This is a genomic window from Rhodococcus sp. PML026 (assembly GCF_000963615.1).
GTDB classification, from domain to species: domain Bacteria; phylum Actinomycetota; class Actinomycetes; order Mycobacteriales; family Mycobacteriaceae; genus Rhodococcoides; species Rhodococcoides fascians.
This window is the reverse complement of sequence record NZ_KQ031365.1, coordinates 136,480-161,632: the sequence shown is the minus strand read 5'-3', so window position 1 is coordinate 161,632 and position 25,153 is coordinate 136,480. Positions and strand designations below refer to the sequence as shown.

Genomic DNA, 25,153 nt, shown 5'->3' with positions numbered 1-25,153 from the left:
AACTACCCCACATTTCCCACTGTTTTTGGGGGCAGTCTCACAGCGAACCGTCGACGACGAGTCAGAGCTTCTGCGAGCGCAGCTCGTGTCCCTTCGACGTCAGGCACCGGCCCGAGTCCAGGTTCCAGTCCCAGCCGTGCAGGTTGCAGGTGAGCTTGTTGCCCTCGACGATGCCGAACTTCGTCAGGTCCGCCTTCAGGTGCGGGCAGCGACGTTGAATTTCGTAGCCGCCCATCGTGATGGTGGCCGTGTCGTCGTGCGCCTCTGAGAACCAGCCGTCGGCGTAGGCGATGCGTTCGTCGGTGAGGCACTTGAAGAACGTGTACAGGAACTCGTTGTACCCGCCGACGCGTCGGGCCCGGAACCGCGTGGACAGGAAGATCGAGTTGACCCAGTCCGGCTCTTGATCACGCACTGCGGTGCGTACGAGTTCCGGCGGGATGGTGAAGCTGTATCGGAACTTCTCGTTCGAGATCGGTTCTCGGACAATCCTTTTCGGGAAGTCCAGCACAACCGTCTCGTCACCCATCGTGATCCCGACGGGGTAGCCGATGCCATCACAGATCAGATCCGTCTGCGCCATGATCGGCTCGAAGAGTCCGCGCAGCGGCTCGAGCAGCGGCTCTCCCTCGGCCGGTGCCCAGCCTGCCTTCTCGGCTGCGATGACCGACGCCTGACGCTGGGCGTAGGCCTCGATGTAGTCGGCTTTGCCGGTGGTGAAGATGGCTTCGGCGTCGGCCGTGGGGATGGGATGCTCGTGGGACTTCAGATCCGCGCCCTCGAACGTGGCCGTCGTGCCCGGAATCATCAGCAGACCCTTGTCGTGACCGTGCAGGCGCATCTGCTCGAGAAACACCATCTGGTCCGGGAACACGTTGGCCGGGTCGCCGTAGACGTCGTTGAGCGAGCGCAGTTCGTCATCGAGAAAACACGGCGGGCCCGCCGACGGAATGACCCACGTGGACCCGACCTGCTCGATGTACTGACGCGCACGATCCATCTGTCGCTGACGCTTCTGGATACCGAAGTTTCGCTTCGCCCGCGAGACCATGTCGTAGACCATCGGGTACCAGATCGCGCCCGAATACTGCAGCATGTGGACGTCGACGGGACCGAACTGCTCGGTCATCATGTCCAGGTCCACCGGCCGCGCGTCGTTCATGTTGAACGCGACGGTCTTCCCGTCGGACACCACCAGGCCGGAGTCGCCGATCGGGCCGTCGGCAGGCGCGCGGAGCGCGATGATCATGATGTCGAGATCGCCCTTGGGCCCGGTCAGCGTGTGCTTGACCGAGTCGGTGGTCTCGTAGAACTTGTGGAAGCCGAGCTTCTCCAGCTCGTGCTTGAGATCGAGCACCGGGTAGTCCGGCAGCAACACCGTCGCGTCCTTGTTGACGTGTTCGGCCAGGTTCTTCGGATCGAAGTGGTCCTTGTGCAGGTGCGAGACGTAGAGGTAATCGCAATCACCCAACTCGTCCCAGTCCAGGCCCGAGTTGTCGGGGAAAGGGAACCACGACGCGTAGAAGGACGGGTTCACCCACGGATCGCACAGGATGCTCCCCGCCTCGGTCCGAATATGGAATCCCGCGTGCCCCACGCTGGTGACCTGCACTGACTTACCTCCTACGAGCCGAACTCTCGAATCTCCATCGTATGCGCCGTTTCGAGCGTCCCTAACCCAGAGCGCAGTTGACGAGGTCACACTCGGGGGTCAGCGTGACCCCGAACTTCTCTCGCACACCGTCTCGAACGTGCGCGGCAAGAGCCATGATGTCCGACGCGGTGGCCCCACCCCGGTTGGTGATCGCGAGTACATGTTTGGTCGACAGGGCCGCGGTACCGCGGCCGAACTCGGTGCCGTAGCCCCGCGGGAATCCCGAGTTCTGAATGAGCCAGGCGGCCGGAATCTTCGTGCCGGCCGGGTCGGGAAAGCTCGGCGCGTGGGTTGCCTGCTCCGGCACCTCCGGCAACACCGGGTTGAGGAAGAAGGACCCCACGCTCCACGTGTCGTGATCGGCCGCGTCGAGCACCATCCCACGCTCACCGCGCAGCGCGAGCACTGCTGCGCGGACGTCCGGCACCGGAACGACGTCGCCGATCTGCACATCGAGCCGCTCGGACAACGCCGCGTAGCGCACCGGCAGCGATTCGGTGGTCTTCTTCAGCGCGAACGTCACGTCCAGAATCACGTAGCGCGACGATCGCTTGAACACCGACGACCGATGTGTTCCGAATCCGCACTGCTCCGGCGTCCACACTGCCGTCTCTTGCGTCTGCCGGTCGTAGACGGTGAGGCTGTGCAGCAATTCCGACGTCGACGCACCGTAGGCCCCGACGTTCTGAATCGGCGTCGCGCCGGTGGTGCCCGGGATCCCCGACAGCGCTTCCATACCGGACAGCCCGGCATCGATAGTCGCCCGTACGACGGCATCCCACTCGACACCGGCGTCGACGGTCACCCGCTCGCCGTCGATCTCCAACCGCGAGCCGGTCACCCGAACCACCCGGCCGTCGAACCCGTCGTCGCCGACGACCAGGTTGGATCCGCCGCCGATGACCAGCACATCCGTCCCTGCACGGTCCGCGTCACGCACCAGGGAGACCAACTCGTCAGCGTTCGTCGCGACGGTGAATTCACGGGCTGGGCCGCCCACCCGGATGGTGGTGAGTTCGGAAATTGCAGTAGGCACGGACTCTCACGCTACCGGTCGCGCACGAACGTCCTCAGTCACCCGGTAACCTGCGGGGATGCCTCGCCCTATTGAGCACAGCTCGACTGTGCCCGCCTCCGCCGACAAGGTCCACGCAGCGCTGACGTCCGAGCAGTACTGGAAGGACCGCATCGAGCAGATCGGCGGCCCCGGTGCCAGCTTGAAGAGCGTCACCGTCGGCGACGGCACCATCGACGTCGTCATGACCCAGTCGGTCCCCGAAGAAGAGCTGCCGTCCGCGGTCACCGCCTTCAAGAAGGGCGACCTCATCATCGAACGCACCGAGAGCTGGGGACAGTTCGACGGCACCCACGCCGCGGGCACCTTCGGAGCCACCGTCGAAGGAGCACCCGCGCGCATCACCGGCACCACCACCCTCGACGGCAAGGGCGAGACGACCACCGTCGCTCTGGCCGGCACCACCGAGGTCAAGGTCCCCATCTTCGGCGGGAAGATCGAAGCGATGATCAGCGAGCAGGTCCTCTCGCTCATCGACAACGAGCAGGACTTCACCGGTAACTGGATTGCCGCGAACACGAACTGAGCAACCGGGTCGTTCCGCAGGCTCCACTCCTGGGTAACCTGGCGCACTATGGCTCGCCGAATGAACTACTCTGCCCGGTTCACCCACTCGACGCAGCAGGTCTATGCAGCGCTGTCCAGTCGCGATCACTGGGACGCGCGCATCGAGGAGATGCGTAAGTATTCGGAGAACGAGCTGAAGAGCTTCGAGGTGTCCGACGCCGGAATCGACATCGTGATGCACCACGTCATTCCCCGTACCGAATTACCCGACATCGCACAGACGGTGATGAAGAAAGACATGGTCATCACCCGCAACGTGCATTTCGACGCGTACGGGGAAACCACGGCGGGGCACTACGACGCGTCGATTCCGGCCGGACCCGGCTCACTCAAGGGCACCACCTCGCTGTTCCCCACCAACGGTGGCTCGACGCTGCGCACGTCCTCCGAGGCCAAGGTGTTCCTGCCGTTCATCGGCGGCAAACTCGAACAGCTGATGCTCGTCAACCTCATCGACCTGTGGCGCGGCGAGGGCGAAGTGACCGCGACCTGGCTCGAGAAGAACGCCTAGCCCACTGAAGCCTCCTCACCGGGGTCGTTCCGCAGGCTCCACTCCCCATCCGGGTCGTTCCGCAGGCTCCACTCCTGCTGAAGGCGTCATCACTCGCGGCACCACCGGCATCAACCGGTTGCGTCGCAGCGACCGGTGGTTGATGCACGATCCCGATGTGCGACGCGTCCTGCTCGAGTCACCGGATCCCCTCGTCGTCGACCTCGGGTACGGGGCGATGCCGAACACCACCCTCGAACTCGCCGGACGCCTCCGCACGATTCGGCCCGATGTTCGCGTCACCGGTCTCGAAATCGATCCCGCGCGGGTCGTCGAAGGAAGCGACGGCGTCGAATTCGCCCGTGGCGGTTTCGAGTTGGCCGGACTGCGACCGAATCTGGTGCGGGCCTTCAACGTGCTGCGGCAATATCCCGAGGACGCGGTTCCTGGTGCCTGGCACCGCATTCTGTCGGGCCTGGCACCCGGCGGCCTGCTGGTCGACGGCACGTGCGACGAACTCGGTCGACGCTGCGCATGGGTGCTGCTCGACGCCGACGGGCCGCGATCTCTGACCCTGGCCTGGGACCCGTTCGATGTCGAGATGCCGTCGGACATCGCGGAGCGGCTTCCGAAAGTGTTGATACACCGCAACATCGAGGGCGAGCTGATCCACGATGTGCTCCGCCGCGCCGACCGCGCGTGGTCGGTCTCGGCACCACTGGCACCGTTCGGACCCCGACTGCGGTGGCGGGCGGCCTTGAAAGTGCTTGCCGAGCAAGGACTCCCGGTTGCACTCCCCCGCCGCCGCATGCGAGACAACGTGCTCACGGTGCCCTGGTCCACGGTCGCCCCGACGTGACCGATCCTGCTGCGAAGGAGATCCGCATGGACGTCCCTGATCTTCTCACTGTGAGGCCGTGCGAGCCCGGCGACCTCGAGGTCCTCGAGCAGTGGCGCACTGCGGAACCAGTCGAGTGGGTCGATTCAGCTCGCCTCCGCGCGGACATGGCATCGGGCAATTACCGGTTCGAGTGGATATGGCTGGCCGAACGCGCCGGCCGTCCGGTCGGGCGCGCGGTGTGGTGGGGCCGTTCCGACGCAACCAGCCCGGTCACCCTCGACTGCCTGTCGGTCGCCCCGAACGAGGAGAGACCGGACGACGTCGGCGCTGCCCTGGTCGGTGCCGCCCGTGCAGCGTTCGATCACAGCACCGCACTGGAGTTCAATGTCGATGTGCCGGTGGGGAACTCGATGGACCACTCTCTGTCCCGGGCGTTGGAGTGGCGCGCATCGGCTGCACACAGGGGCGGTTTCACCCGCACGACCGAACGCGTTTCGTTCGCCCGGACGGCCGACAACCCGCGGCCCGAGACGTCGACCCGCCTGCGCTTCTCGGCGGGCACCGATGCAGAGTTCCTCGAAGTGTTCGAGGCCGTCGCAGCCGGAAGCCTGGACTCCCACACTCGAGAGATGGTCGCCGAGCACGGCGTCGCCGCACTCGCCGCGGACGATCTCGCCTTCTACGGTTCGCTACCGGGGCGGCGGGAGTCCTGGCAGATCGCGGGCCGACTGGACGGCACGACGGTGGGCTTCGTCGTGCCGACGAGAAATGCCTACGACGCGGCCATCAGCTATCTCGGGGTGCTCCCCGAGCATCGTGGTCAGGGCTATGTCGACGATCTACTGTCCGAGATGGTCCGGATACACCACGACGACGGGCAGCACCGCATAGTCGGAACCACCGATGCAGCAAACGCACCCATGCGAGCAGCCTTCGAGCGCGCAGGCTTCGTCGTCACCCGCACCCGCATCGTGCACGCGGGCTAGCGATCACGTACAGGCGGACAGCGCCAGTTCGACGCGTTCGGCCACTCGATCGGTGCTGCTGCCGGCCTCGGAGTACAGCGCCTGCGGGTCGACGCGACCGATGGCCACGGCGTCGCCCACCACCTCGTCGAGGGTGATCTGCGAGATGCCACCTGCGGCGAGGTCGAGGACCGTGCGTACGGGAGTGGTGATGTTGAACGTGCCGGCCGATTCGACGTCACGCGGCTCGAGCCGCAGTCGATGCACTGCCAGGCGAGTGTCGGTGAGTCGTAGGTCTCCGAACGCGCAGAGATGTACGAACTGCGGGTGCAGGTGTCCGAAACCGTGCAATTCGGCGGCGCTCTGGTGTGAGATCACTGCCTCGCCGCCGAACCACGCGCACCACATGGCGAACACTTCGAGTTCGCTGTGCGGCCACTGCCCGAGCCGAAACAGGTTGCGCTCGACGCGAGTCCACGTGGACGTGGCCAGGTTGACGCGCACCATCGCAGAGTCGAAGCCGAGTTCACCGGCCTGTTCGGCGGTGAAGTAGCCGTCCTGCCGGGTAGCGAGCGAGTGCAGCTCCTGCACACTCGGTCCTATCGTGCTCATTCAGCAAGAGTACGTCAGAATGTGTTACACATCACAAACTTTCGAATCGAATCCCCGGACTCGGCGAGTTTCACAGAGCTTGCTCAGAAACTTCGGGAAGACTGCCGGGAATGACATCCTCAGCCAGGCGCAGCACAGTACCGCTGATCGCAGTCTCCGTTGTTGTCGTCCTCCTCGTCGCCGTCATCGGCGGAGAACTGTTCGTTCGGCAGCAGATCAAATCCTGCCTCGCCGGCCAGCTCGAGTCCGAGCTGGGCAGCCAGGTGGAGGTGGGTCTCGGCTTCAAGCCGGTCTTGCTGTCCTTGGTCGACAAGAAGGTTTCGTCGGTGACCGTCGACAGCGACGATGCTCGATTCGGCCCTGCCGAGGGCATGGTCGTGCACGCCGAGGCGAACGATCTGAATCTGACCCAGAGCGCCGACTCCGGCGGCACCATCGGTAGCTCGAGTGCCGACATCTCGTGGTCGACCGACGGCATCACCCGCACCCTGCAGAGCCAGGGCATCGGTGCCATCGTCTCCGGGGTCACGTCCGACGCGTCGGCGGGCACCCTGGAGTTCGCCGTCGGCGCGCTTGCGAAGCTGACCGTCAAGCCCCAGGTCACGGGCGGCAAGGTCGACGTCCAAACCGTCGACGCATCGATTCTGGGCCTGGGAATCCCCACCGATCTGGTCGATTCCGTCGTCGGCGTGCTCACCGACAGCCTGCAGGCGTACCCGCTGGACATGGCTCCGACGTCGCTGACCGTCACCGACTCCGGCATCGAACTCGCCCTCGAAGGCGGCCAGTACACCATCCCGGCCACCCAGCAGAACCAGAATCAGCAGACGCCCGAGGGTTGCTCCCTGGTTGCGTAAACCATGTGAGCGGAAACTCGTAGCCCACTACGAGTTTCCGTGCACGTGCGACGCAGTCGCTCTAGTCCAACCCGTCCAACACCGCACGGGTCCCCGATAGCCCCAACCGCGTGGCACCGGCGTCGATCATGGCCAGGGCAGCGTCCGTGGTGCGGATGCCGCCGCTGGCTTTGACGCCCAATCGTCCGCCGACGGTCTCGGCCATCAGCCGCACCGCCTCGACGCTCGCGCCGCCAGCGGGATGGAATCCGGTCGATGTCTTGACGAAGTGAGCTCCGGCCTTCTCGGCGGCGCGGCACACTTCGACGATCGCCTCGTCGGACAGCGCTGCCGATTCGATGATCACCTTGAGTACGGCGTCGCCGATGCCTTCGCGGACGGTCACGATGTCGGCCAGCACGGCGTTGTAGTCCCCGGCAATGGCCGCGCCGACGTCGATCACCATGTCGACCTCGTCGGCCCCCTGCTGCACCGCCAGTCGCGCCTCGGATCCCTTGATCAACGAATGATGCTTACCCGACGGGAATCCGGCCACCACAGCGGTGAGCATTCCCTCGGCGCGAATCGGCAGCATCGACGGGGAGACGCACACGGCGAGCACTCCCAGCTCGCGGCCTTCCTCGATGAGGGCCTCCACATCGGCGGCCGTGGCCTCCGGCTTGAGCAGGGTGTGATCGACCATTCCGGCGAGGGCGGCGCGGGTGAGTGTCATGAACCCAGCTTTTCACAGCACCGCATGTCGCGGCCCTGTCGGTCTACCATTCTCGGCTATGGACGCAGCCTCGCTCGCCGACACGTTCAACGCCACCAGCAGGGAGTTCGACGCGGTGACGCCGCTGGTCTGGGGCCCGGCCGGGCAGTCGCTGACGTTCGCTCTCGGGCTGCGATCCGGCGACGCCGTACTGGACGTGTGTTCCGGCACGGGGGCGTCCGCGCTCCCCGCCGCGGCAGCCGTCGGCCCGGACGGCCTGGTCCATGCCGTCGACCTCGCCGACGACCTGCTGGAGGTGGGCCGGGTGAACGCCACCGAGCGCGCCCTGCGCAACATCGACTTCGTCGTCGCCGACGCCACGGCCTGGGAACCGCCGTCGACCGTTCCCGACGCCGGATACGACGCCCTGACGTGTTCGTACGGCATCTTCTTCCTGCCGAATCCCGAGCGGGACTTCTCGCGTCTGGTGTCGCTGGTCCGGCCTGGTGGCGGCGTCGGGGTGACGGTGTGGCGTCAGGGCGCAATCGAGGCGTTCTCCCGTGCGTACTTCGAGGTGATCGCAGCACATTCACCGTCCACCGAGCAGGTGGGCCGCCTCGCGCAGGAGGGGTACGACAAGCACCCGATCCGGCGGATGGAGACGGCCGATCTGCTCGGTGAGTGGCTTGCGGCGGCGGGTACGACGGACGTCCGGGTGGCCGAGCTGAGCAATCATGTACCCGCCACGGAGTCGTTCGTGTGGAGCTTCGTGTTGGGCAGTGCTCTGCGCGGTGCCCTCACCCCGTTCGACGAGGCAGCCGTCGGGCGGATTCGAGCGGACTTGTTCGCGTCGCTGACCGAGCGCGGCATCGATTCGATCGATCTCGGGACACTGGTGGCAACCGGGTTGCGAGCGCCCTGAGAGAATTGCCCTCATGAGTTCTTCCGTGTCCGAGGATCGCCGCTACGTTCTGTCCCTCGGTTGCCCAGACAAGACGGGCATCGTCGCCCGTATCTCCACGTTTCTCGCCGAGGTCGGCGGCTGGATCGTCGAGGCCGCCTATCACGCCGATCCCGATACCGGTTGGTTCTTCACGCGTCAGGCCGTGCGGGCCTCGTCGGTGAGCATGAGTGTCGAGGATCTGCGTGCCCGCTTCGCCGAGGTGGCTGCCGAGCTCGGCCCGGAAACCGAATGGGCACTGCATGATTCGGGCGCACCCAAGCGAGTCGTACTGCTGGTGAGCAAGGAAGCGCATTGCTTGCACGATCTCCTGGGCCGCGCGGCCGGCGGGGAGCTACCCGCTCAGATCTCGGCGGTGATCGGCAACCACAGGTCGCTCGAGCCCGTCGCTGCGGCGCACGGAACACCCTTCCATCACGTCGAGTTCGCGAAGGACCCGTCCGAGCGCGGACCGGCCTTCGAGGAAGTTCGGTCGCTCGTCGACTCCTACGACCCGCACGCGGTCGTGTTGGCGCGTTTCATGCAGGTGTTGCCCGAGTCGCTGTGCGAGCACTGGGCCGGTCGCGCCATCAACATCCACCACAGCTTCCTGCCGTCGTTCGTCGGTGCTCGGCCGTACCACCAGGCGTTCGCCCGTGGCGTCAAGCTCATCGGCGCGACGTGCCATTACGTGACGGCCGAGCTCGACGCAGGTCCGATCATCGAGCAGGACGTCATCCGCGTCGACCACTCCGACGAGGTGACCGACATGGTGCGTCAGGGGCGCGACATCGAGAAGCTGGTGCTCTCCCGCGGCCTGCGCTGGCACCTCGAGGATCGCGTCCTGGTGCACGGACGCAAGACCGTGGTGTTCAGCTAGACCGTTCGGGTCACAGGTTCCGCAGACGAACCACTTCGGCGTTGAAGTCGTCGATCGCTTCCACCGAGCTCATGTGGCCGATTCCGGGGATCACGATCAGTCGGCTCAGGTGGTCGTGGTCGTCGAGTGCTCGGGCGAGCTTGCGCGCATGCACGGGCGGGGTCAGTCGATCCGCAGATCCGACGAGCACGCTGGTGGGCACGGACATGTTCTCGAGCGCCTCGCGGATGTCGAGGTCGCTCAGCGCAGCGCCCCAGATACCCCGGGTACGCGGCGCGCACTCGAGCACGATCTTCTCGCAGAACGCTACCTCGGCGGGCGTGGCACCGGGGGCCATCGAAATGTACTTGATGGCTTGGCGGGTCACCGGGGACGGCCGTAGCGGTAGCGCGGAACTCAGCACAGCGCGTCCCACGGGGGCGGGCACCCGGGGGAAGCGCTGCGGCAACGGGATGACGGTGGTCTCTCGGACGAGGGAATCCGTAGCCGTGCTGGCGAGCAGCACGGCGCTGACCAGGCGGTCGACCTGATCGGGGTAATTTCCGGCCCACGCCATGATCGACATGCCGCCCATGCTGTGCCCCACCAGGACGGTCTTGTTGTCCTCGGTGACGGTGGCCGAGAGAACGGCCGACAGGTCGTCGGCCAGTACGTCAGGGCTCAGCGGACGCGTTCCGACGTCGCTGCGCCCGTGTCCGCGCTGGTCGTAGACGATGACGCGGTAGCGACCTGCGAGCGCATTGATCTGCGGAAACCAATAATCGGCCGAGCAGGTCCAACCGTGACTGAACAGGACGGGTTCGGCATCGGGGTCACCGTAGCTGCGCACGTGCAGGTGTGCGCCGTCGTCGGTGACGACTTCGGTGACGGTCGGCTCGGCCGTGGGATGCTGCAGCAACTCGTCCGGCTGCACGTCCGTGGTCTTGGTGAACGAATGCAGTCGACGTCGCCGAACGACGAAGGCCCCGATGCTCGCGGCAGCGGCGATGCCTCCGACTCCGAGCAGCGAACGTTCGATTACCTTGCGTGAAACCACTGATATTCCCCTCTACCTGTGACCCCCGAGCGGGTGCGGTAGAGGTTACGCCCAGCGCCGAACGGGTGCTTCAAGCCCCTCTACCAGCGCGGTCCGCGCTGAATTCCGTCGATCTTGGGACGCACGTCCACCAGGTACACCGCGATCGCGACGACTCCGATGATCCAGAACATGATGACGATCGGGCCGATCAGCGTCAGCAGCAGCCCGACGGCCAGAATGCCCAGCCAGGCGTTCTTGGTCAGCTTGCCGGTGGCCGGAAAAGCGTCGGCACGTTGGCGTAGCGCGTGGAAGATTGCGTACGCAGCCCCTGCAATCGAGATGATTTGCAGGATCAGGAAGATCGTCTGGGAGAAGCTGCTCGCAATCACGTCGCCCAGTGTACGAGAAACGACCCCTGCACCGTGCGGTGCAGGGGTCGTTTTCTTTACGAGTGCTTTAGCTGGTGGTCTTCTTGGCCGGAGCCTTCTTGGCAGCCGGTGCCGGTGCGGTCTTCTTGGCGGCCGGTGCCGGTGCCGTCTTCTTGGCCGGTGCCGGAGCAGCCTTCTTGATGGGTGCGTCGGCGGTGCCGCGGGTCTTGGATTCGACCTTGCCTGCCACGCCGCTCACCTTGTCGGACGCCTCTACGGCCTTGTCCTTGGCTTCGTCGCCGGCTTCGTCGATGTTCTCGGCGAGCTCGTCGGCGGCCTCGGAGATCTCGTCGGCACCTTCGCGAACCTTGTCCGACGCGATGCCGGCCAGAGCTGCGGCGCGCTCGCCGACCGCGCGGGTCTGCGATGCGACAGTTCCGAGAGCGTGCTCGGTGAGGTCGACGACGTCGTTGGCGGCGGAGTTGGCGCGTTCGAAGCCTTCTTCGACTGCCGGGGTGCGGCGGATGCGCTCGACGGTCTCTTCGCCGCGCTCGGCGAGCGAGGTGTAGAGGTCGGACGCGACCTTGAGGTACGCCTCGGCTACCTTGCGAAGCTCGTCCGGGGTGAAGCGCTCGCGGAGCTCGGCGATCTCGTCGGGCAGCTCTGCGGGCAGGTTCGTCAGGCGCTCGCGGAGCGACTCGACGCCCTCGGTGACCTCGTCGGAGAGGTCTGCGATGCGGGCGTTGACCTCGCTGGTCCGGCTCTCGGCGCGCGAGCGCACCTGTGCCACGACATCTGCGACGGCCTGGACGACTGCGTCGCCGGCACCGACAGCTGCGTAAATCGGAGTCTTGACGTTCTCGAAGTTCTTGGAATCAGACATCTGGTGTCTCCTGTTCGTCGGTTTCGGGCTCTTGCGTCGACTCGTTCTCACGACAGAACGAGTCGTAGATCTCGATCAGCACTTGCTTCTGCCGTTCGGTGATGTGCTCATCGCCGAGCAGAGCTTCGCGCACCGGACCGTGGGGACGCGCTTCCAAGATCCCGGCCCGGACGTACAGCACCTCGGAGGAGACGCGCAGACCCTTGGCTATCTGCGCAAGCACTTCTGCGGACGGATTGCGTAGTCCGCGTTCGATCTGGCTCAGATACGGGTTGCTCACTCCGGCCCTGCTCGCGAGCTGCCGCATGGATACTTGTGCGGCTTCTCGCTGAGACCGGATGTAGCTTCCGATGTCCTGGGCTGCAGTCGTGACGACTGCGGCGACAAGGTCTCCGGCCTCGGCGACCACCTGCGTCGCCTCGGTCGCTTTGGCGACCAGATCCCCCTCGTTCTCGGCCATCTCGGCCTCCTGGTTTCGGTGTCCTACTGGACGGTACCGAAGGGTGCTAACTATTGCAAGCACTCTGCTAGCACTAGTGCCCGAAGATCAGATCGGAGACGGTGTAGATCGCCAGGCCTGCGATGGAACCGACGACGGTGCCGTTGATCCGGATGAACTGGAGATCCCGTCCGACCTGCAGTTCGATCTTCCTGCTCGCTTCCTCGGCGTCCCAGCGCGCGACGGTGTCGCCGATGATCGTCGTGATCTCGTCCGCGTAGTTGGCAGCGATGTAACGGGCCCCACCCAGCAGCCATCCGTCGGCTTTTCCGCGCAGTTCGTCGTCGTCGCGCAGTCGAATGCCGAAGTTGGCCGTGTTCTCCTTGATCTTGTTGCGCAAAGTACTCGTCGGATCGTCCACCGACTCGGTGATCAGACGCTTGGCCACCTTCCACGTCGACGCGGCGAGCCCGGTGATCTCCTCGCGGCCCATGATCTGTGCCTTGAGCTTCTCGGCCTTCTCGATGGTGGCCGGATCGTTCTGCAGATCGTTGGCGTAGTCGACGAGGAACTTGTTCGCCGCCAGGCGCACCTCGTGTTCGGGATTGGAGCGGATCTTCCACGTGAACTCGACGAGTTCCTTGTAGACCTTCTCCCCCAGCAGTGTGTCGACGAACTTCGGCGACCAGTTGGGCGAGTCCCGGGCGACCACACGATCGATCATTTCCTGGCTGCCCAATGCCCACTGATGAGCCCGCTCGGCCAGCATGTCGATCAGCGGAAGCTGACGGTTCTCGCGAAGCAGCTCGTCGAGGATGCGGCCGATCGGCGGCCCCCATTGCGGATCGGCCAGTCGGCGCACGATGGTGCTGTCGATGACGGCGGTGATGTCCTCGTCGTTGAGCACGTCGACCACGCCGTGCAGCACCGTTGCCGCCTCGGCCGCCACCCGTTCCGCATTGTCGGGTTGGGCGAGCCAGGTGCCGAGCCGCAACGGCACCTGAGCCGACGCGACCTTCTCCGAGACGACCTCGGGCGCGAGGAAGTTGCTACCGACGAACGAGCTCAGGCTGGCACCGAGCTGGTCCTTCTTCTTCTTGATCAGGGCCGTGTGCGGAATCGGAATGCCCAGCGGATGCTTGAACAGGGCCGTCACTGCGAACCAGTCCGCCAGCGCGCCCACCATGCCCGCCTCCGACGCCGCTCGGACGTACCCCACCCATGCCCCGGCCCCGGTGGATTCCTGCCAGCGGCAGAAGAGATAGACGATCGAGGCGAAGACGAGGAATCCCGTCGCGACGGTTTTCATCTTGCGGAGGTCGCGACGCTTGGTCTCGTCGTCGAAGTTCATGAGCTGCACACCCGACATTGTGCCCAGAATCGCAACCGATCAACCGGGCACGGCCCCCTCCTGTGTCGTACCCGACGCATAAGGTGGGTGACGTGGTGAAAAATAGTGCGGCGGCAGCCTCGGAGGACGCCCCCGAGGCGGACGCGGACAAGCCCAAGATCGAGAAGCCGGACGGCCGCAAGCGTCGATGGCGAGAGCACAAGATTGCCCGACGCGAGGAGCTCGTCGACGGTACGTTGGCCGCGATCCGGCTGCGTGGTCGCGAGATCGGGATGGACGAGATCGCGTCGGAGATCGGTATCTCGAAGACGGTGCTCTATCGGTATTTCACCGACAAGAACGATCTGACCAGCGCGACGATGTCCCGGTACGTCGAAACCACCCTCGCGCCGCGCATCTACTCCGCGATCTCCCACGAGCTCGACGAGTACGAGCTGACCCGGGTGGTGGTGACCGCCTACGTCGAGACGGTGGCCACCGATCCCGAGGTGTACCTCTACGTGATGGCCAACAACGCCGGCAACAACCGGGACGTGGTGGCCGAGTCCGAGCGCATGATCGCCGAACTCCTCTCCACCGTGTTGGGTGAGCGGCTGCGCCAACGCGAGATGGATTCGGGCGGCTCGGTGCCGTGGGCGTTCGCCATCGTCGGCGCAGTCCAGTTGGCCACGCACTGGTGGATCTCGAACAAGTCCATGTCCGCCGATGACCTGATCGACTACCTCTGCATGATGATGTGGGGCGGCATCCACGGCGTGGCCATGGCCGACGGCTCACCGGCCAAGTTCAAGTCGCAGCCGCATCCTCTGGTGGACGACGAGCCGGGTAAGTCCTAGCGCTCGTCGTATTCGTCGTCGAGCGCAACTTCGGTGCGTTGTTCGATGACGTCCGTGGCGTCGGCCTCGACGGGGAGATCGCCCGCATCCGGCTCGTCCGGTTCGTCCGCGATCGGCAGATTCTGCTCGACGCGATCCTCGGTCGGAGATTCGATCGGTGATTCGCTCATGTGTCCATTCGTACCACTGCCGCGCACACGGTTCTCGTTTGAAACTCGATCGCGCCGGTAATCCGAACGAGCATGAGCAACGAAACATTGTCCGGACGCCGCATTGCCGTTCTCGCCACCGACGGTGTCGAGCAGGTCGAATTGGTGCAGCCTCGTGAAGCCGTCGAAAATGCTGGTGCCACAGTCACATTGGTGTCGCTCGATCACGGCGACATCCAAGCCATGAACAGCGACGTGAACGCAGGCGACACGTTCAGTGTCGACAAGATCGCGGGCGAGGTATCGGTCGACGACTTCGACGCGTTGATCCTGCCCGGCGGCACCACGAATCCCGATCAACTGCGCGTGGATGCGGACGCAGTGGAGTTCGTGCGCGCATTCGTTCAGGCGCGCAAACCGGTCGGAGTCATCTGCCACGGCGCGTGGACGTTGGCCGAAGCAGACGTACTGAAAGGCCGCACGCTGACGTCCTACCCGAGCATTCGGACCGACCTGCGCAACGCCGGTGCGACTGTCGTCGACGAGGAAGTGGTCGTGGACGGCAACCTGGTGTCAAGTCGTAACCCCGACGACCTGCCTGCCTTCTGCGCGAAGATCGTGGAGCACTTCCGCGCTTGATAGGTTAGCGTGCCCTATGCGCATTTCTCGATCTCTGGCCCTGCCTGCGGCAGCCGTGGCCCTCGCTCTGACCCTGACCGCGTGCGGATCCGGTAATTCCGACGGCGGCGACTCGGCCGACTCGGCTGCTGAAGGCACCGTCGTCACCGACATGTTCGGGGAGGTCGAGGTGCCGGCCGACCCCCAGCGAGTAGTTGCACTCGGCTGGTCCGACGCCGAAACCGCACTGGCTCTCGGCGTGCAGCCCGTCGGAGCCAGTGACTGGCTCGGCGTCGGAGGCAACGGCCTCGGCCCCTGGGTCACCGAAAAGTACGACACCGACCCGACAATCCTGGCCACCTACGACATCGACGTCGAATCGGTCGCCGCCCTGGCACCGGACCTGATCCTGTGGACCCGGAGCACCAACGACAAGGCCGTGTACGACCAGCTGTCCGACATCGCCCCCACTGTCGCGGCACCTCCGGGAACCGACGTCGCCTACGGCACCACATGGGACGGGCAGACCGAGATCGTCGCCGAGGCGCTCGGAAAAGTCGACGAAGGCAAAAAGCTGATCGACGACACCAAGACCCAATTCGCCGAGACCGTGGCTGCCAACCCGGAATTCGCCGGCAAGTCCGTCGCCGTCGGCACGCTGTACAGCGGCCAGAGCGGGGCCTACGTACGCGGCGACACCCGAGTCGACTTCCTCGAAGCACTCGGACTGTCGAACGCCCCGGCCATCCAGGGCCTCGCCCAATCCGGGAAGTTCAGCGTCGACCTCTCCGAGGAGAACATCGCGAACCTCGACGCCGACCTGACGGTCATGTTCCCCATCGGCAGCGGACCCGAGGTCATCACCGAGAACCCGCTCATCCAGGGACTCCCGTCGGCCCGCGACGGACGCCTCGTCGTGCTCGGTGACACCGACCTGTCCAACGCATTCTCGGCCGCCTCGGTCGCGGGAACCCGATATGCACTCGACAACGCAGTGCCACTGTTCGCAGCACCACTGAAGGCCTAGCTCACACCCGCCCGGGAGGGCTTGCGACACTCTTCCCGGGCGGGCTTGTCACACTCTTCCCGGGGGCTTGTCACACTCTCCCGGGCGGGAAGCCACCCGCGGCGATCGGGCCCCAGGTGTCGATCGTGATGCGGATCAACGACTTTCCCTGCTTCACCATCGCCGCGCGGTACTCGTCCCAGTCCGAGTGCTCGCCGGCGATGCTGCGGAAGTACTCCACCAGAGGCTCGACGGCGTCGGGGAGATCGATGATCTCGGCCGTCCCGTCGACCTGGACGTAGTCGCCGTTCCAGTCGTCGCTGTGCACCAACACGGTGACGGCCGGCGTGCGGCGGATGTTGTGCACCTTGGCGCGCTCGGGGTAGGTGGCGATGACGATGCGGCCTTCCGAGTCCACGCCTGCGGACACCGGGGAGACCTGCAGACCGTCGTCGCGCTTACGCGTGATCAGGGTGTGGTGGTGCCGCGGAGATACGAATTCGAGCAGTTGCTCACGCGACACAGTCTCGGCTTTTGCGATGGTAGGGGCCATGAATCCCATGGTAGAGAAGTAGTCTTCCGCCTATGGCCGACAAGTCGAAACTGTGGACGCTCTCTCCCGTCGATGTGCTGCGCGCCAGTGCCTCTCCTCGTGTGGAGGACATCGATTTCACCGCCACTCCGGGGTTCGACGGCGCGAAAGCACACGGCAACGACGTCCTCGAGCAGCGCGGTGCGGTCCTTGCGGCGCTCCAGGAAAAGCTCTATGCCCACGGGCGCGCAGGCGGCACCAAGTCGGTTCTGCTCGTGCTGCAGGGCATGGACACTGCGGGCAAGGGCGGCATGGTCAAGCACGTCATCGGGATGGTCGATCCGCAGGGCGTCGACCTCGCGTCGTTCGGGGTACCGACCCAGGAGGAGAAGCAACACCACTACCTGTGGCGCATCCGCAAAGCTCTTCCGCGCGCAGGCCGAATCGGGGTGTTCGATCGGTCCCATTATGAGGACGTTCTCGTCGTCGCGGTCCACGACCTCGTGCCACGGCAGGTGTGGGAGAAGCGATTCGACGAGATCAACGCCTTCGAGAAGGAGTTGGTCGACGAGGACACGGTCGTCGTCAAGGTGGCCTTGTTCGTCTCGGCCGACGAACAGAAGAAGCGACTGCAGGAACGGCTTGATCGACCCGAGAAGCACTGGAAGTACAACCCGGGCGACGTCACCGAGCGTGGTTTCCTGCCGCAGTACCGGACGGCGTACCAGCGGGTTCTCGATCGCACGGATACCGACCACGCACCGTGGTACGTCGTCCCGTCCGACCGCAAGTGGTATAGCAGACTGGCCGTCACGGAAATTCTCATCGACGCGCTCGAAAAGCTCGATCTCGATTGGCCCGCAGCCGATTTCGATGTCGAATACGAGAAGCAGCGACTCGCCGAGAGCTGAACCCCCGTCGAAGGCGAGAATGGTCCATCGACCCCCGTCTGGGCAGGTCAATGGACCATTCACGCGTCCAAGGAGACAGTTACAGCGTGGCTGCGTCGATCACGAAGCGGTAGCGCACGTCGGACTTGACGACGCGGTCGTATGCCTCGTTGATCTTCTCGGCCGGAATGACCTCGATCTCGGCACCGATGTGGTGCTCGGCGCAGAAGTCCAGCATTTCCTGGGTCTCGGCAATGCCGCCGACCATGGAACCGGCGAACGAGCGACGGTTGGCCAGCAGGTTGAATGCAGGCACCTCGAGGGGCTTCTCGGGAACACCGAGCTCGACGAGGGTTCCGTTGCGGGCCAGCAGTCCCAGGTACTTGCCCATGGGCAGGTTGGCCGAGACGGTGTTGAGAATCAGGTCGAACTTGCCCTGCAGATCCTTGAGCGCGGTGGTGTCCTTGGTGGCGTAGTACTCGTCGGCACCGTAGGCCTTGCCGTCTGCTTCTTTCGCATCCGTCTGGCTCAGCACGGTGACGTGCGCGCCCATGGCGTGAGCGATCTTGACGCCGATGTGTCCGAGGCCGCCCATTCCGATGATGGCGACCTTCTTGTCGGGGCCGGCTCCCCAGTGCTTGAGGGGCGAGTACAGCGTGATGCCTGCGCACAGCAGCGGCGCTGCGACGTCGAGTTCGACGCCTTCCGGGATTCCGAGGACGAACTTCTCGGTGACGACGATCTGGGTGGAGTAGCCGCCGTTGGTGAATTCACCCTCGTAGGTGGTGGAGTTGTACGTCTGGACGACGCCCTTGGTGCAGTACTGCTCGTCGCCGTCGAGACATGCCTCGCACTTGCCGCAGGAGTCGACGAAGCAGCCGACGCCCACGCGGTCGCCGACCTTGCGGGTGGTCACCTCGGAGCCGACCTCGGCCACGATGCCGGCGATCTCGTGTCCGGGAACGACGGGGTACGTGGTGCCGCCCCACTCGTTTCGGGCGGTGTGGATGTCGGAGTGGCAGATCCCCGCGAACTTGACGTCGATGAGGATGTCGTGCGGTCCGACTGCGCGTCGCTCGATCGTCGCCTTCTCGAGCGGAGCGTCCGGAGCGGTGGCCTGGTAAGCGGTAGCTGAAGTCATGTCTACATTGCTACCTACGCATCTGTGTAAGCGCAACACAGCTACCGCTGCGACCAGGCTATTCCTGCTCCGAACGAGTCGTTCGCAACAGTAACGTCAGCTGTTCTTGGCGATATTGACGCCGAGCCATCCAACATACGCTGCCAGACCGACCAGTCCGATCTTGCGGGTCTTGGGGTACGCGATCGCCACGCCGACGGCCAGTTCTGTGGCCCCGTTACGACTGATCCAGGTTCGAGTGTCCTTGGGGAACGGAAGCTTGGTGATTCCCTCGAAGGCCTCCGGCACGACGAAATGGGCCGCGCCTGTAGCGGCCAACCCGATTCCGAATGCCTTGGGCACCAGACCGTTCGACTTCTTGGACTTGCTCACTGACATGCTCCCTGGGATCGATGGATTTGCACCGGCAGACCGACAATAGCGCTCGGCAGGCCGCTGCGCGGCGACCCGCCCGAGACGCCCACTACTTTGCTACGCGGCCGTTCTCGTAGCGGTAGAACCCGGCCCCGGTCTTCTTGCCCGTCTGCCCCGCCTCGACCATGCGCAGCAACAACGGCGGTGCCGCGAACAGCGGCTCGTCGAATTCCGAATACATGGAGTCGGCAATGGACTTGACGGTGTCGAGACCTACGAGATCCGCGAGCGCGAGCGGTCCCATCGGGTGCGCCAAACCCAGAACCGTCGCTTTGTCGACGTCTTCCTTGGTGGCGAATCCCGACTCGACCATGCGGATCGCCGAGAGCAGATACGGAACGAGAAGTGCGTTGACGACGAAGCCCGAGCGATCCGCGGATCTCACCACCTGCTTGCCGAGAACATCTCCGGCGAAGGCTTCGGCGCGGTCGGCCACCGCATCGGACGTTGTACTCGTGGTGACCAGCTCGACGAGCGGCAATACCGGAACCGGATTGAAGAAATGAAGTCCGACGACGCGTTGCGGTGCCGTGGTGGCCGACGCGAGCGTCGTGATCGGAATGGACGAGGTGTTGGACGCGAGCACGGCATTCGCGTCGGACACCACCGCGTCGAGTTCTGCGAATATTGCCGCCTTGATCTCTTCGTCCTCGAGGACTGCTTCGACGACGAGTTGGCGGTCTGCGAAGTCCCCGAGGTCGCAGGTGAACCGCAACCGGGAGGCGGCGTGTTCTCGTTCGCGCTCGGTGATCTTGCCGCTGCTCACTCCGCGGTCCAGTGATTGCAGGATGCGGCTGCGGCCGGCCGTCGCCAGTTCGCGAGTCTGTTCGTAGACCGCCACGTCGACGTGCGCGCGGGCGCAGACCTCTGCGATTCCCGCACCCATCTGTCCGGCTCCGACGATCCCCACCCTCTCCACCGTCACAGCAAACTCCTAGCGAATAATGTTGCAGCACAACAGCTTAAAGCGAGATGAGGGTAACCCTTCCGGGGTACGCCCAGAACCCAGGCGATACAAATCAGGCGGCCCGCAGCGAAACGCTGGGGCCGCCTGACTAGTGCGCTGAAGATCCGGGGAGGCGGGCTAGCTCAGTGGAACTGGCCTTCTTCGGTGGAGCCCTTCAGTGCTGCCGTCGAGGTGTTGGGGTCGACGGTGGTGGCGATGCGGTCGAAGTAGCCCGCGCCGACCTCACGCTGGTGCTTGATGGCGGTGAAGCCACGCTCTTCGGCAGCCTTGAACTCGCGCTCCTGCAGGTCGACGAACGCGGTCATGCCTTCGCGGGCGTAGCCGTGTGCCAGGTCGAACATGCCGTAGTTGAGCGAGTGGAAGCCCGCGAGGGTGATGAACTGGAACTTGAAGCCCATGGCGCCGAGTTCCTTCTGGAACTTCGCGATGGTGGCGTCGTCCAGGTGTGCCTTCCAGTTGAACGAAGGCGAGCAGTTGTAGGCGAGCAGCTGGTCCGGGAATTCGCTGCGAACCGACTCGGAGAACTTCTTGGCGACCTCGAGGTCCGGGACGCCGGTCTCCATCCAGATGAGGTCTGCGTACGGTGCGTAGGCCTTGGCGCGAGCGATGCAGGGCTCGATGCCGTTCTTGACGCCGAAGAAGCCTTCTGCGGTGCGGGTTCCGTCGAGGAACTCGCGGTCACGCTCGTCGACGTCGGAGGTGATCAGCGTGGCTGCCTCGGCGTCGGTGCGGGCGATGATGACCGAGGGGACGTCGGCGACGTCCGAGGCCAGACGGGCGGAGGTCAGGGTGCGGATGTGCTGCTGGGTGGGGATGAGCACCTTGCCACCGAGGTGGCCGCACTTCTTCTCCGATGCGAGCTGGTCTTCCCAGTGCACGCCGGCAGCACCGGCCACGATCATGGCCTTCTGCAGCTCGTATGCGTTCAGTGCGCCACCGAAGCCTGCTTCGGCGTCGGCCACGATGGGTGCAACCCAGTTCTTGACGGACGTGTCGCCCTCGATCTTGGCGATCTCGTCGGCGCGCAGGAGTGCGTTGTTGATGCGACGGACGACCGACGGAACCGAGTTGGCCGGGTAGAGGCTCTGGTCCGGGTAGGTGTGGCCCGAGAGGTTGGCGTCGCCGGCGACCTGCCAGCCGGAGAGGTAGATCGCCTGGAGGCCGGCGCGAATCTGCTGCACGGCCTGGTTGCCGGTGAGGGCACCGAGCGAGTTGATGTAGTCCTCGTTGTTGACGAGATCCCACAGGATCTCGCTGCCGCGGCGAGCGAGTGTGGCTTCTTCGACCACAGTGCCCTGGAGGTCGGAGACCTGCTGCGCGGTGAAGTTACGGGTGACGCCCTTCCAGCGCGGGTTGGTGTCCCAATCCTGCTGAATCTCGGCGGTGGTCTTCGGGGTGCCGGTGGTCGACATCGGAGCTCCAGTCTCTTCTCTGCTTCTCGGCCTGCCGCGAGACGAATCTTCACATCGTTGCCAGGCCCTTCTGGTGTACTCCAAAACAATGGCACACCCGAAAACAGGCGTCTACCAGTTGTTAGTGCCAATCTTGGCTAGCTTTCCAGAGCCCTTTGCTAAGTCTGCAAATTTTCGGGGCTCACATACCTCGCCGATCGGGCAGCGTGGTTACTCGTCGGTAGCGACGAATCCCCAGTTGGTGAACGGAATGAACAAAATTCTTTACGGGACGCTTGTACGGTTTGAATCGGGCGTCTGAATCGAGTCAGAAAACGACTCTGTAGTGATGGACATCACACTCGCTTCGTCTCACGATGTGGACGCTGCACAAGGTGCTCCTCTCGCGATCTCTCGTTGGAGAATCCCCCGTGCGAGTGCGTCGAGTGGAGCAGGAATTGCACCATCCACAAGCATTCGGCCATGCACAGGCCATTCCATTTCCCCAGGTCGACCGATCAACACCTCACAACGACGCACCGATGCTGCAGCCATGACACACCACAGTTCCGCGGGCTCCACTCCCACCACTTGGGGGGATCTCGTCGCCGCAGGGATTCACCCCAGCACCATCTCGCGTCGCTTCACGCGCGTCCTGCCGACGGTCCATATGCGCGGGGAGCCGTCGACGACGGACCGTTGTCGGGCGATCACGCTGTGGCGACCCGACGCCGTCCTCAGTCATCGATCGGCCGCGTACCTGCGCGGCTGGACCACCGAACCGACAATGCTCGACGCCACCGTCCCCCGAACTGCGCGGCTGAGACCTCCGTCGTGGCTTCGGCTGCACCGTCGCGACATGGACTCCACGCTCATCGACGAGGTCGCGGCGCTGCCCTGCACCATCTCTGCGCAGACGATGCTCGATTGCCTGGCGCTACTCCCCCGCCCCGATTCCGAGTTGCTGATCGACGAGCGCCTGAAGTTCGGAATGGACCCGGCTTCGCTGCTCTGCCTACTCGACCGATTCCCGGGTCGGCACGGGAACGTCGAGCTGGCTCGTCAGGTGCGGCTCGCGGTATCGAGATTTGCGTCGGAGCCCGAGCGCGCCCTGGGCCGCGCAGTGCATCGACTCGGCCTGCGCCTGGAGATGAACGCTGCAGTCGGACCGTTCGTGTGTGATTTCGTCGACCGCCGCAGCCGAACGATCGTCGAAGTCGACGGTCGCGAATTTCACAGTGCAGCAGCCGTATTCAGCAAGGATCGCCGACGACAGAACGCGCTGATCCTCGATGGCTGGTTGGTGCTGCGCTACTCGGCGTTCGATGTGCTCACCGCGCCTGACGACGTGGCTGCCGAAATCGCGTCGGTTGTCAGGCGGCGCCGGGCATCGCGGCGATGACTGCACACAATGCTCCACTTCCCGGGGCGAGCACGAGTCTCATCGCGCACGCCCCAGGGAGTGGAGCACCAGTCGCATCCGGCCGGTCGCAGTGACCGACCCGGCGCTGAATGCACGAAATGCTCCACTTCCCGAGGCGAGCACGAGATTCATCGCGCACGCCCCAGGGAGTGGAGCATCAGTTGCAGAGAAGGGATCAGATGCGAACGCCGGTGCGCTCGTTGCTGGAGGCCACTACTCGCGAGGTGACCGGTGCCCGGCGCGACGCGATGACCCCCAGCGCACCCATGGCGGCGATCACGAGTCCGCCGACGATGGCGAACAGGTCCGCAGCCAGCAATCCGGAGGGGAAGACCATCAGCGCGGGTGAGACGGCGAGCAACACACCGAGGCCGACGTGGGTCCAGTGGCTCTGCCTGGACGCGGACCCGATGGCCCAGAGCGCCGACGATGCCGCGAGGATGCCGAGCACCAGGATGGCTCCGGTGACTTCTTGGTCGCCCTGGACGGAAAGCCAGACGGTGGAGGCGACGAGAACGGCTCCGGTGACGAAGACGACGACGTCCCTGACGATTTCCGATGTGCGCTGACGATTGGACATGACCGCTCCTCGAGGTGCGTGGTGAATAGCTCGTATATCGGTATACGCCTTTACTTCGGCTAATGTTCCCGACGGTCACCGAATCGTGACCCAGCAGCTAGTTGCGAACGGTGTTAAGGCAAATCTTCGCAGGCGTAGCCTGGCAACCGTGTCCAAGACTTTCGTCGGCGTTCGCCTTCGGCAGCTCCGCAGCGAACGCAGCATGAGCCAGGTATCTCTGGCGCAGAAGCTCGGCATCTCGGCCAGCTATCTCAACCAGATCGAGCACGACGTGCGTCCGTTGACGGTTCCGGTACTGCTGCGCATCTCGGAGGTCTTCGGCGTCGACACATCGTTCTTCTCCTCCGAGGACGACACCAGGTTGGTTGCCGAGTTGCGCGAAGTCGCACTCGATCAGGACATGGGCATCGATGCCGATCCGCACGAGATCGCGCAGATGGTCAGCTCGCACCCACAGCTGGCCCGGGCAATGGTCAATATGCATCGCCGCTACCGCAATACGACGGCTCAGCTGTTGGCAGCGACCGAGGAACGATTCTCCGATGGCAGTGGCAGCGGCTCCATCAGCAAGCCGCACGAAGAGGTGCGCGACTACTTCTATCAACGACAGAACTATCTGCACGAATTGGATACCGCCGCAGAGGCATTGACGTCGAGAATTCGGTTCCATCGCGCCGATGTGGGCGGTGAGATCGCGAAGCGGTTGCGCACGGTGCACGACGTGCAGATCGTCAATCGCATCGACCTCGGTGAGAATGTGCTGCATCGGTTCGACCCGCAGACGCGGGTGTTGGAGATTTCTCCTCACCTCTCCGGCGGGCAGAAGGTGTTCAAGTTCGCTGCCGAGCTCGCGTATCTCGAATGCGGTGATCTGTTGAACAAGATGGCCGACGAGGGAAACTTCACGAGCGAGGCGTCGAAGAAATTGGCGGTGCTCGGGTTCGCCAACTATTTCGCGGCCGCGACGGTGTTGCCGTATCACCAGTTCCACGATGTCGCCGAGGATTTCCGATACGACATCGAGCGGCTGTCGGCCTTCTTCTCGGTGAGTTACGAGACCATCTGCCACCGACTCTCCACGCTGCAGCGCCCCGAGATGCGCGGTGTTCCGTTCTCGTTCGTCCGAGTCGATCGCGCCGGCAACATGTCGAAACGACAGTCCGCCACCGGCTTTCATTTCTCGTCCAGCGGTGGCACGTGCCCGCTGTGGAACGTGTACGAGACGTTCGCGTATCCCGGCAAGATCATGACGCAGATCGCCGAGATGCCCGACGGCCGCAACTACCTGTGGATCGCGCGGACGGTGGAACGCCGCGCCGCTCGATACGGGCAGCCCGGCAAGACTTTTGCCATCGGCCTCGGTTGCGAACTGCGCCATGCCGGACGGCTCGTCTATGCCGATGGATTGGATGTGCAGGGCTCGGCGGTCGCAACTCCGATCGGAGCGGGTTGCCGGGTCTGCGAACGCTCGAATTGCCCGCAGCGTGCGTTTCCGCCGCTCGGCAAGGATCTCGACATAGACGAGCACCGAAGCTCGGTGTCCCCGTACCTCGTTCGCTGAGTAGAAAGAGAATT

29 protein-coding genes are annotated in these 25,153 nt (G+C 64.5%); 13 read left to right on the top strand and 16 right to left on the bottom strand.

What is annotated here, in order from left to right; genetic code table 11:
* Window positions 1–61: 61 nt before the first annotated feature.
* On the bottom strand, window positions 62–1,612 hold the full coding sequence (locus tag VF34_RS00825) for an MBL fold metallo-hydrolase (protein WP_032372344.1): 1,551 nt from the start codon (window positions 1,610–1,612) through the stop codon (window positions 62–64).
* 61 nt (window positions 1,613–1,673) lie between these two features.
* The gene (locus VF34_RS00820) at window positions 1,674–2,690 is read right to left on the bottom strand and encodes a UDP-N-acetylmuramate dehydrogenase (RefSeq protein WP_032372343.1); all 1,017 of its coding nucleotides are present in this window, start codon (window positions 2,688–2,690) and stop codon (window positions 1,674–1,676) included.
* A 58-nt stretch (window positions 2,691–2,748) separates the two neighbouring features.
* On the opposite strand from VF34_RS00820, the gene VF34_RS00815 reads away from it, so the two are divergent.
* From VF34_RS00815 to VF34_RS00800, 4 genes are all read left to right on the top strand, one after another.
* Complete coding sequence (locus VF34_RS00815; RefSeq protein WP_032372342.1) at window positions 2,749–3,255, top strand: DUF2505 domain-containing protein; 507 nt, start codon at window positions 2,749–2,751, stop codon at window positions 3,253–3,255.
* A 48-nt stretch (window positions 3,256–3,303) separates the two neighbouring features.
* On the top strand, window positions 3,304–3,807 hold the full coding sequence (locus VF34_RS00810) for a DUF2505 domain-containing protein (protein ID WP_032372341.1): 504 nt from the start codon (window positions 3,304–3,306) through the stop codon (window positions 3,805–3,807).
* 142 nt (window positions 3,808–3,949) lie between these two features.
* The gene (locus VF34_RS00805; RefSeq protein WP_032372340.1) at window positions 3,950–4,645 is read left to right on the top strand and encodes a class I SAM-dependent methyltransferase; all 696 of its coding nucleotides are present in this window, start codon (window positions 3,950–3,952) and stop codon (window positions 4,643–4,645) included.
* 26 nt (window positions 4,646–4,671) lie between these two features.
* Window positions 4,672–5,613, top strand: a complete 942-nt coding sequence (locus VF34_RS00800; protein ID WP_156158472.1) for a GNAT family N-acetyltransferase — start codon at window positions 4,672–4,674, stop codon at window positions 5,611–5,613.
* A gap of 3 nt (window positions 5,614–5,616) precedes the next feature.
* On the opposite strand, the gene VF34_RS00795 is transcribed toward VF34_RS00800, so the two are convergent.
* A complete protein-coding gene (locus VF34_RS00795; RefSeq protein ID WP_027498386.1) occupies window positions 5,617–6,204 on the bottom strand; it encodes a type IV toxin-antitoxin system AbiEi family antitoxin domain-containing protein in 588 nt (195 codons plus the stop codon).
* A 110-nt stretch (window positions 6,205–6,314) separates the two neighbouring features.
* On the opposite strand from VF34_RS00795, the gene VF34_RS00790 reads away from it, so the two are divergent.
* On the top strand, window positions 6,315–7,061 hold the full coding sequence (locus VF34_RS00790; protein WP_027498387.1) for an LmeA family phospholipid-binding protein: 747 nt from the start codon (window positions 6,315–6,317) through the stop codon (window positions 7,059–7,061).
* Window positions 7,062–7,122: 61 nt separating this feature from the next.
* Here VF34_RS00790 and deoC read toward each other — a convergent pair whose 3' ends face one another.
* The gene (deoC, locus tag VF34_RS00785; RefSeq protein WP_032373737.1) at window positions 7,123–7,773 is read right to left on the bottom strand and encodes a deoxyribose-phosphate aldolase; all 651 of its coding nucleotides are present in this window, start codon (window positions 7,771–7,773) and stop codon (window positions 7,123–7,125) included.
* A gap of 58 nt (window positions 7,774–7,831) precedes the next feature.
* On the opposite strand from deoC, the gene VF34_RS00780 reads away from it, so the two are divergent.
* A complete protein-coding gene (locus tag VF34_RS00780) occupies window positions 7,832–8,674 on the top strand; it encodes a class I SAM-dependent methyltransferase (RefSeq protein ID WP_032373736.1) in 843 nt (280 codons plus the stop codon).
* A 13-nt stretch (window positions 8,675–8,687) separates the two neighbouring features.
* Window positions 8,688–9,572 (top strand): formyltetrahydrofolate deformylase, encoded by an 885-nt coding sequence (purU, locus tag VF34_RS00775; protein WP_032365183.1) that lies wholly within the window; start codon window positions 8,688–8,690, stop codon window positions 9,570–9,572.
* 10 nt (window positions 9,573–9,582) lie between these two features.
* Here the strand turns inward: purU and VF34_RS00770 are convergent, their stop codons facing one another.
* The 5 genes from VF34_RS00770 to VF34_RS00750 all read right to left on the bottom strand — a co-directional run bounded on the left by VF34_RS00770 (window position 9,583) and on the right by VF34_RS00750 (window position 13,649).
* Entirely contained in the window at window positions 9,583–10,608 is a 1,026-nt protein-coding gene (locus VF34_RS00770; RefSeq protein ID WP_080731889.1) for an alpha/beta fold hydrolase, read from the bottom strand.
* A gap of 80 nt (window positions 10,609–10,688) precedes the next feature.
* Entirely contained in the window at window positions 10,689–10,979 is a 291-nt protein-coding gene (locus VF34_RS00765) for a DUF2516 family protein (protein ID WP_027498392.1), read from the bottom strand.
* Window positions 10,980–11,046: 67 nt separating this feature from the next.
* Entirely contained in the window at window positions 11,047–11,841 is a 795-nt protein-coding gene (locus tag VF34_RS00760) for a heparin-binding hemagglutinin (RefSeq protein ID WP_032373735.1), read from the bottom strand.
* Window positions 11,834–12,301 (bottom strand): helix-turn-helix domain-containing protein, encoded by a 468-nt coding sequence (locus tag VF34_RS00755; protein WP_027498394.1) that lies wholly within the window; start codon window positions 12,299–12,301, stop codon window positions 11,834–11,836. Before VF34_RS00755 ends, VF34_RS00760 begins: the two co-directional genes overlap by 8 nt.
* 73 nt (window positions 12,302–12,374) lie before the next feature.
* Window positions 12,375–13,649 (bottom strand): DUF445 domain-containing protein, encoded by a 1,275-nt coding sequence (locus VF34_RS00750; RefSeq protein WP_027498395.1) that lies wholly within the window; start codon window positions 13,647–13,649, stop codon window positions 12,375–12,377.
* A 140-nt stretch (window positions 13,650–13,789) separates the two neighbouring features.
* Between VF34_RS00750 and VF34_RS00745 the strand changes: the two genes are divergently transcribed.
* Window positions 13,790–14,467 (top strand): TetR/AcrR family transcriptional regulator, encoded by a 678-nt coding sequence (locus VF34_RS00745; RefSeq protein WP_228139367.1) that lies wholly within the window; start codon window positions 13,790–13,792, stop codon window positions 14,465–14,467.
* Here VF34_RS00745 and VF34_RS24825 read toward each other — a convergent pair.
* A complete protein-coding gene (locus VF34_RS24825) occupies window positions 14,464–14,637 on the bottom strand; it encodes a hypothetical protein (RefSeq protein WP_155289526.1) in 174 nt (57 codons plus the stop codon). The genes VF34_RS00745 and VF34_RS24825 overlap by 4 nt on opposite strands.
* A gap of 72 nt (window positions 14,638–14,709) precedes the next feature.
* Here VF34_RS24825 and VF34_RS00740 point away from each other — a divergent pair, with 72 nt between their 5' ends.
* Both VF34_RS00740 and VF34_RS00735 read left to right on the top strand, forming a co-directional pair.
* Complete coding sequence (locus VF34_RS00740; protein WP_176457040.1) at window positions 14,710–15,255, top strand: type 1 glutamine amidotransferase domain-containing protein; 546 nt, start codon at window positions 14,710–14,712, stop codon at window positions 15,253–15,255.
* Between the two features lie 16 nt (window positions 15,256–15,271).
* A complete protein-coding gene (locus VF34_RS00735) occupies window positions 15,272–16,261 on the top strand; it encodes an iron-siderophore ABC transporter substrate-binding protein (RefSeq protein ID WP_032373734.1) in 990 nt (329 codons plus the stop codon).
* A gap of 70 nt (window positions 16,262–16,331) precedes the next feature.
* Here VF34_RS00735 and VF34_RS00730 read toward each other — a convergent pair whose 3' ends face one another.
* On the bottom strand, window positions 16,332–16,793 hold the full coding sequence (locus VF34_RS00730; protein ID WP_027498399.1) for a PPOX class F420-dependent oxidoreductase: 462 nt from the start codon (window positions 16,791–16,793) through the stop codon (window positions 16,332–16,334).
* Window positions 16,794–16,825: 32 nt separating this feature from the next.
* On the opposite strand from VF34_RS00730, the gene VF34_RS00725 reads away from it, so the two are divergent.
* Window positions 16,826–17,683: a PPK2 family polyphosphate kinase gene (locus VF34_RS00725; RefSeq protein ID WP_032373733.1), complete on the top strand. Its 858-nt coding sequence runs from the start codon at window positions 16,826–16,828 to the stop codon at window positions 17,681–17,683.
* A 79-nt stretch (window positions 17,684–17,762) separates the two neighbouring features.
* Here VF34_RS00725 and VF34_RS00720 read toward each other — a convergent pair whose 3' ends face one another.
* The 4 genes from VF34_RS00720 to aceA all read right to left on the bottom strand — a co-directional run bounded on the left by VF34_RS00720 (window position 17,763) and on the right by aceA (window position 21,596).
* Window positions 17,763–18,803: an NAD(P)-dependent alcohol dehydrogenase gene (locus VF34_RS00720; RefSeq protein ID WP_027498401.1), complete on the bottom strand. Its 1,041-nt coding sequence runs from the start codon at window positions 18,801–18,803 to the stop codon at window positions 17,763–17,765.
* Window positions 18,804–18,899: 96 nt separating this feature from the next.
* Window positions 18,900–19,181 carry a hypothetical protein gene (locus VF34_RS00715; protein WP_205914000.1) on the bottom strand — a complete coding sequence of 94 codons (282 nt, stop codon included), beginning with the start codon at window positions 19,179–19,181 and terminating at the stop codon, window positions 18,900–18,902.
* Between the two features lie 85 nt (window positions 19,182–19,266).
* Window positions 19,267–20,142, bottom strand: a complete 876-nt coding sequence (locus tag VF34_RS00710; RefSeq protein ID WP_032373732.1) for a 3-hydroxybutyryl-CoA dehydrogenase — start codon at window positions 20,140–20,142, stop codon at window positions 19,267–19,269.
* 164 nt (window positions 20,143–20,306) lie between these two features.
* Complete coding sequence (aceA, locus tag VF34_RS00705) at window positions 20,307–21,596, bottom strand: isocitrate lyase (RefSeq protein WP_027498404.1); 1,290 nt, start codon at window positions 21,594–21,596, stop codon at window positions 20,307–20,309.
* A gap of 532 nt (window positions 21,597–22,128) precedes the next feature.
* Here aceA and VF34_RS00700 point away from each other — a divergent pair.
* The gene (locus VF34_RS00700) at window positions 22,129–22,977 is read left to right on the top strand and encodes a DUF559 domain-containing protein (protein ID WP_032373731.1); all 849 of its coding nucleotides are present in this window, start codon (window positions 22,129–22,131) and stop codon (window positions 22,975–22,977) included.
* A 196-nt stretch (window positions 22,978–23,173) separates the two neighbouring features.
* Here the strand turns inward: VF34_RS00700 and VF34_RS00695 are convergent, their stop codons facing one another.
* Window positions 23,174–23,578 carry an SPW repeat domain-containing protein gene (locus VF34_RS00695; protein ID WP_032373730.1) on the bottom strand — a complete coding sequence of 135 codons (405 nt, stop codon included), beginning with the start codon at window positions 23,576–23,578 and terminating at the stop codon, window positions 23,174–23,176.
* A gap of 148 nt (window positions 23,579–23,726) precedes the next feature.
* On the opposite strand from VF34_RS00695, the gene ramB reads away from it, so the two are divergent.
* Entirely contained in the window at window positions 23,727–25,139 is a 1,413-nt protein-coding gene (gene ramB, locus VF34_RS00690) for an acetate metabolism transcriptional regulator RamB (RefSeq protein ID WP_027498407.1), read from the top strand.
* The last annotated feature ends 14 nt before the right edge of the window (window positions 25,140–25,153 follow it).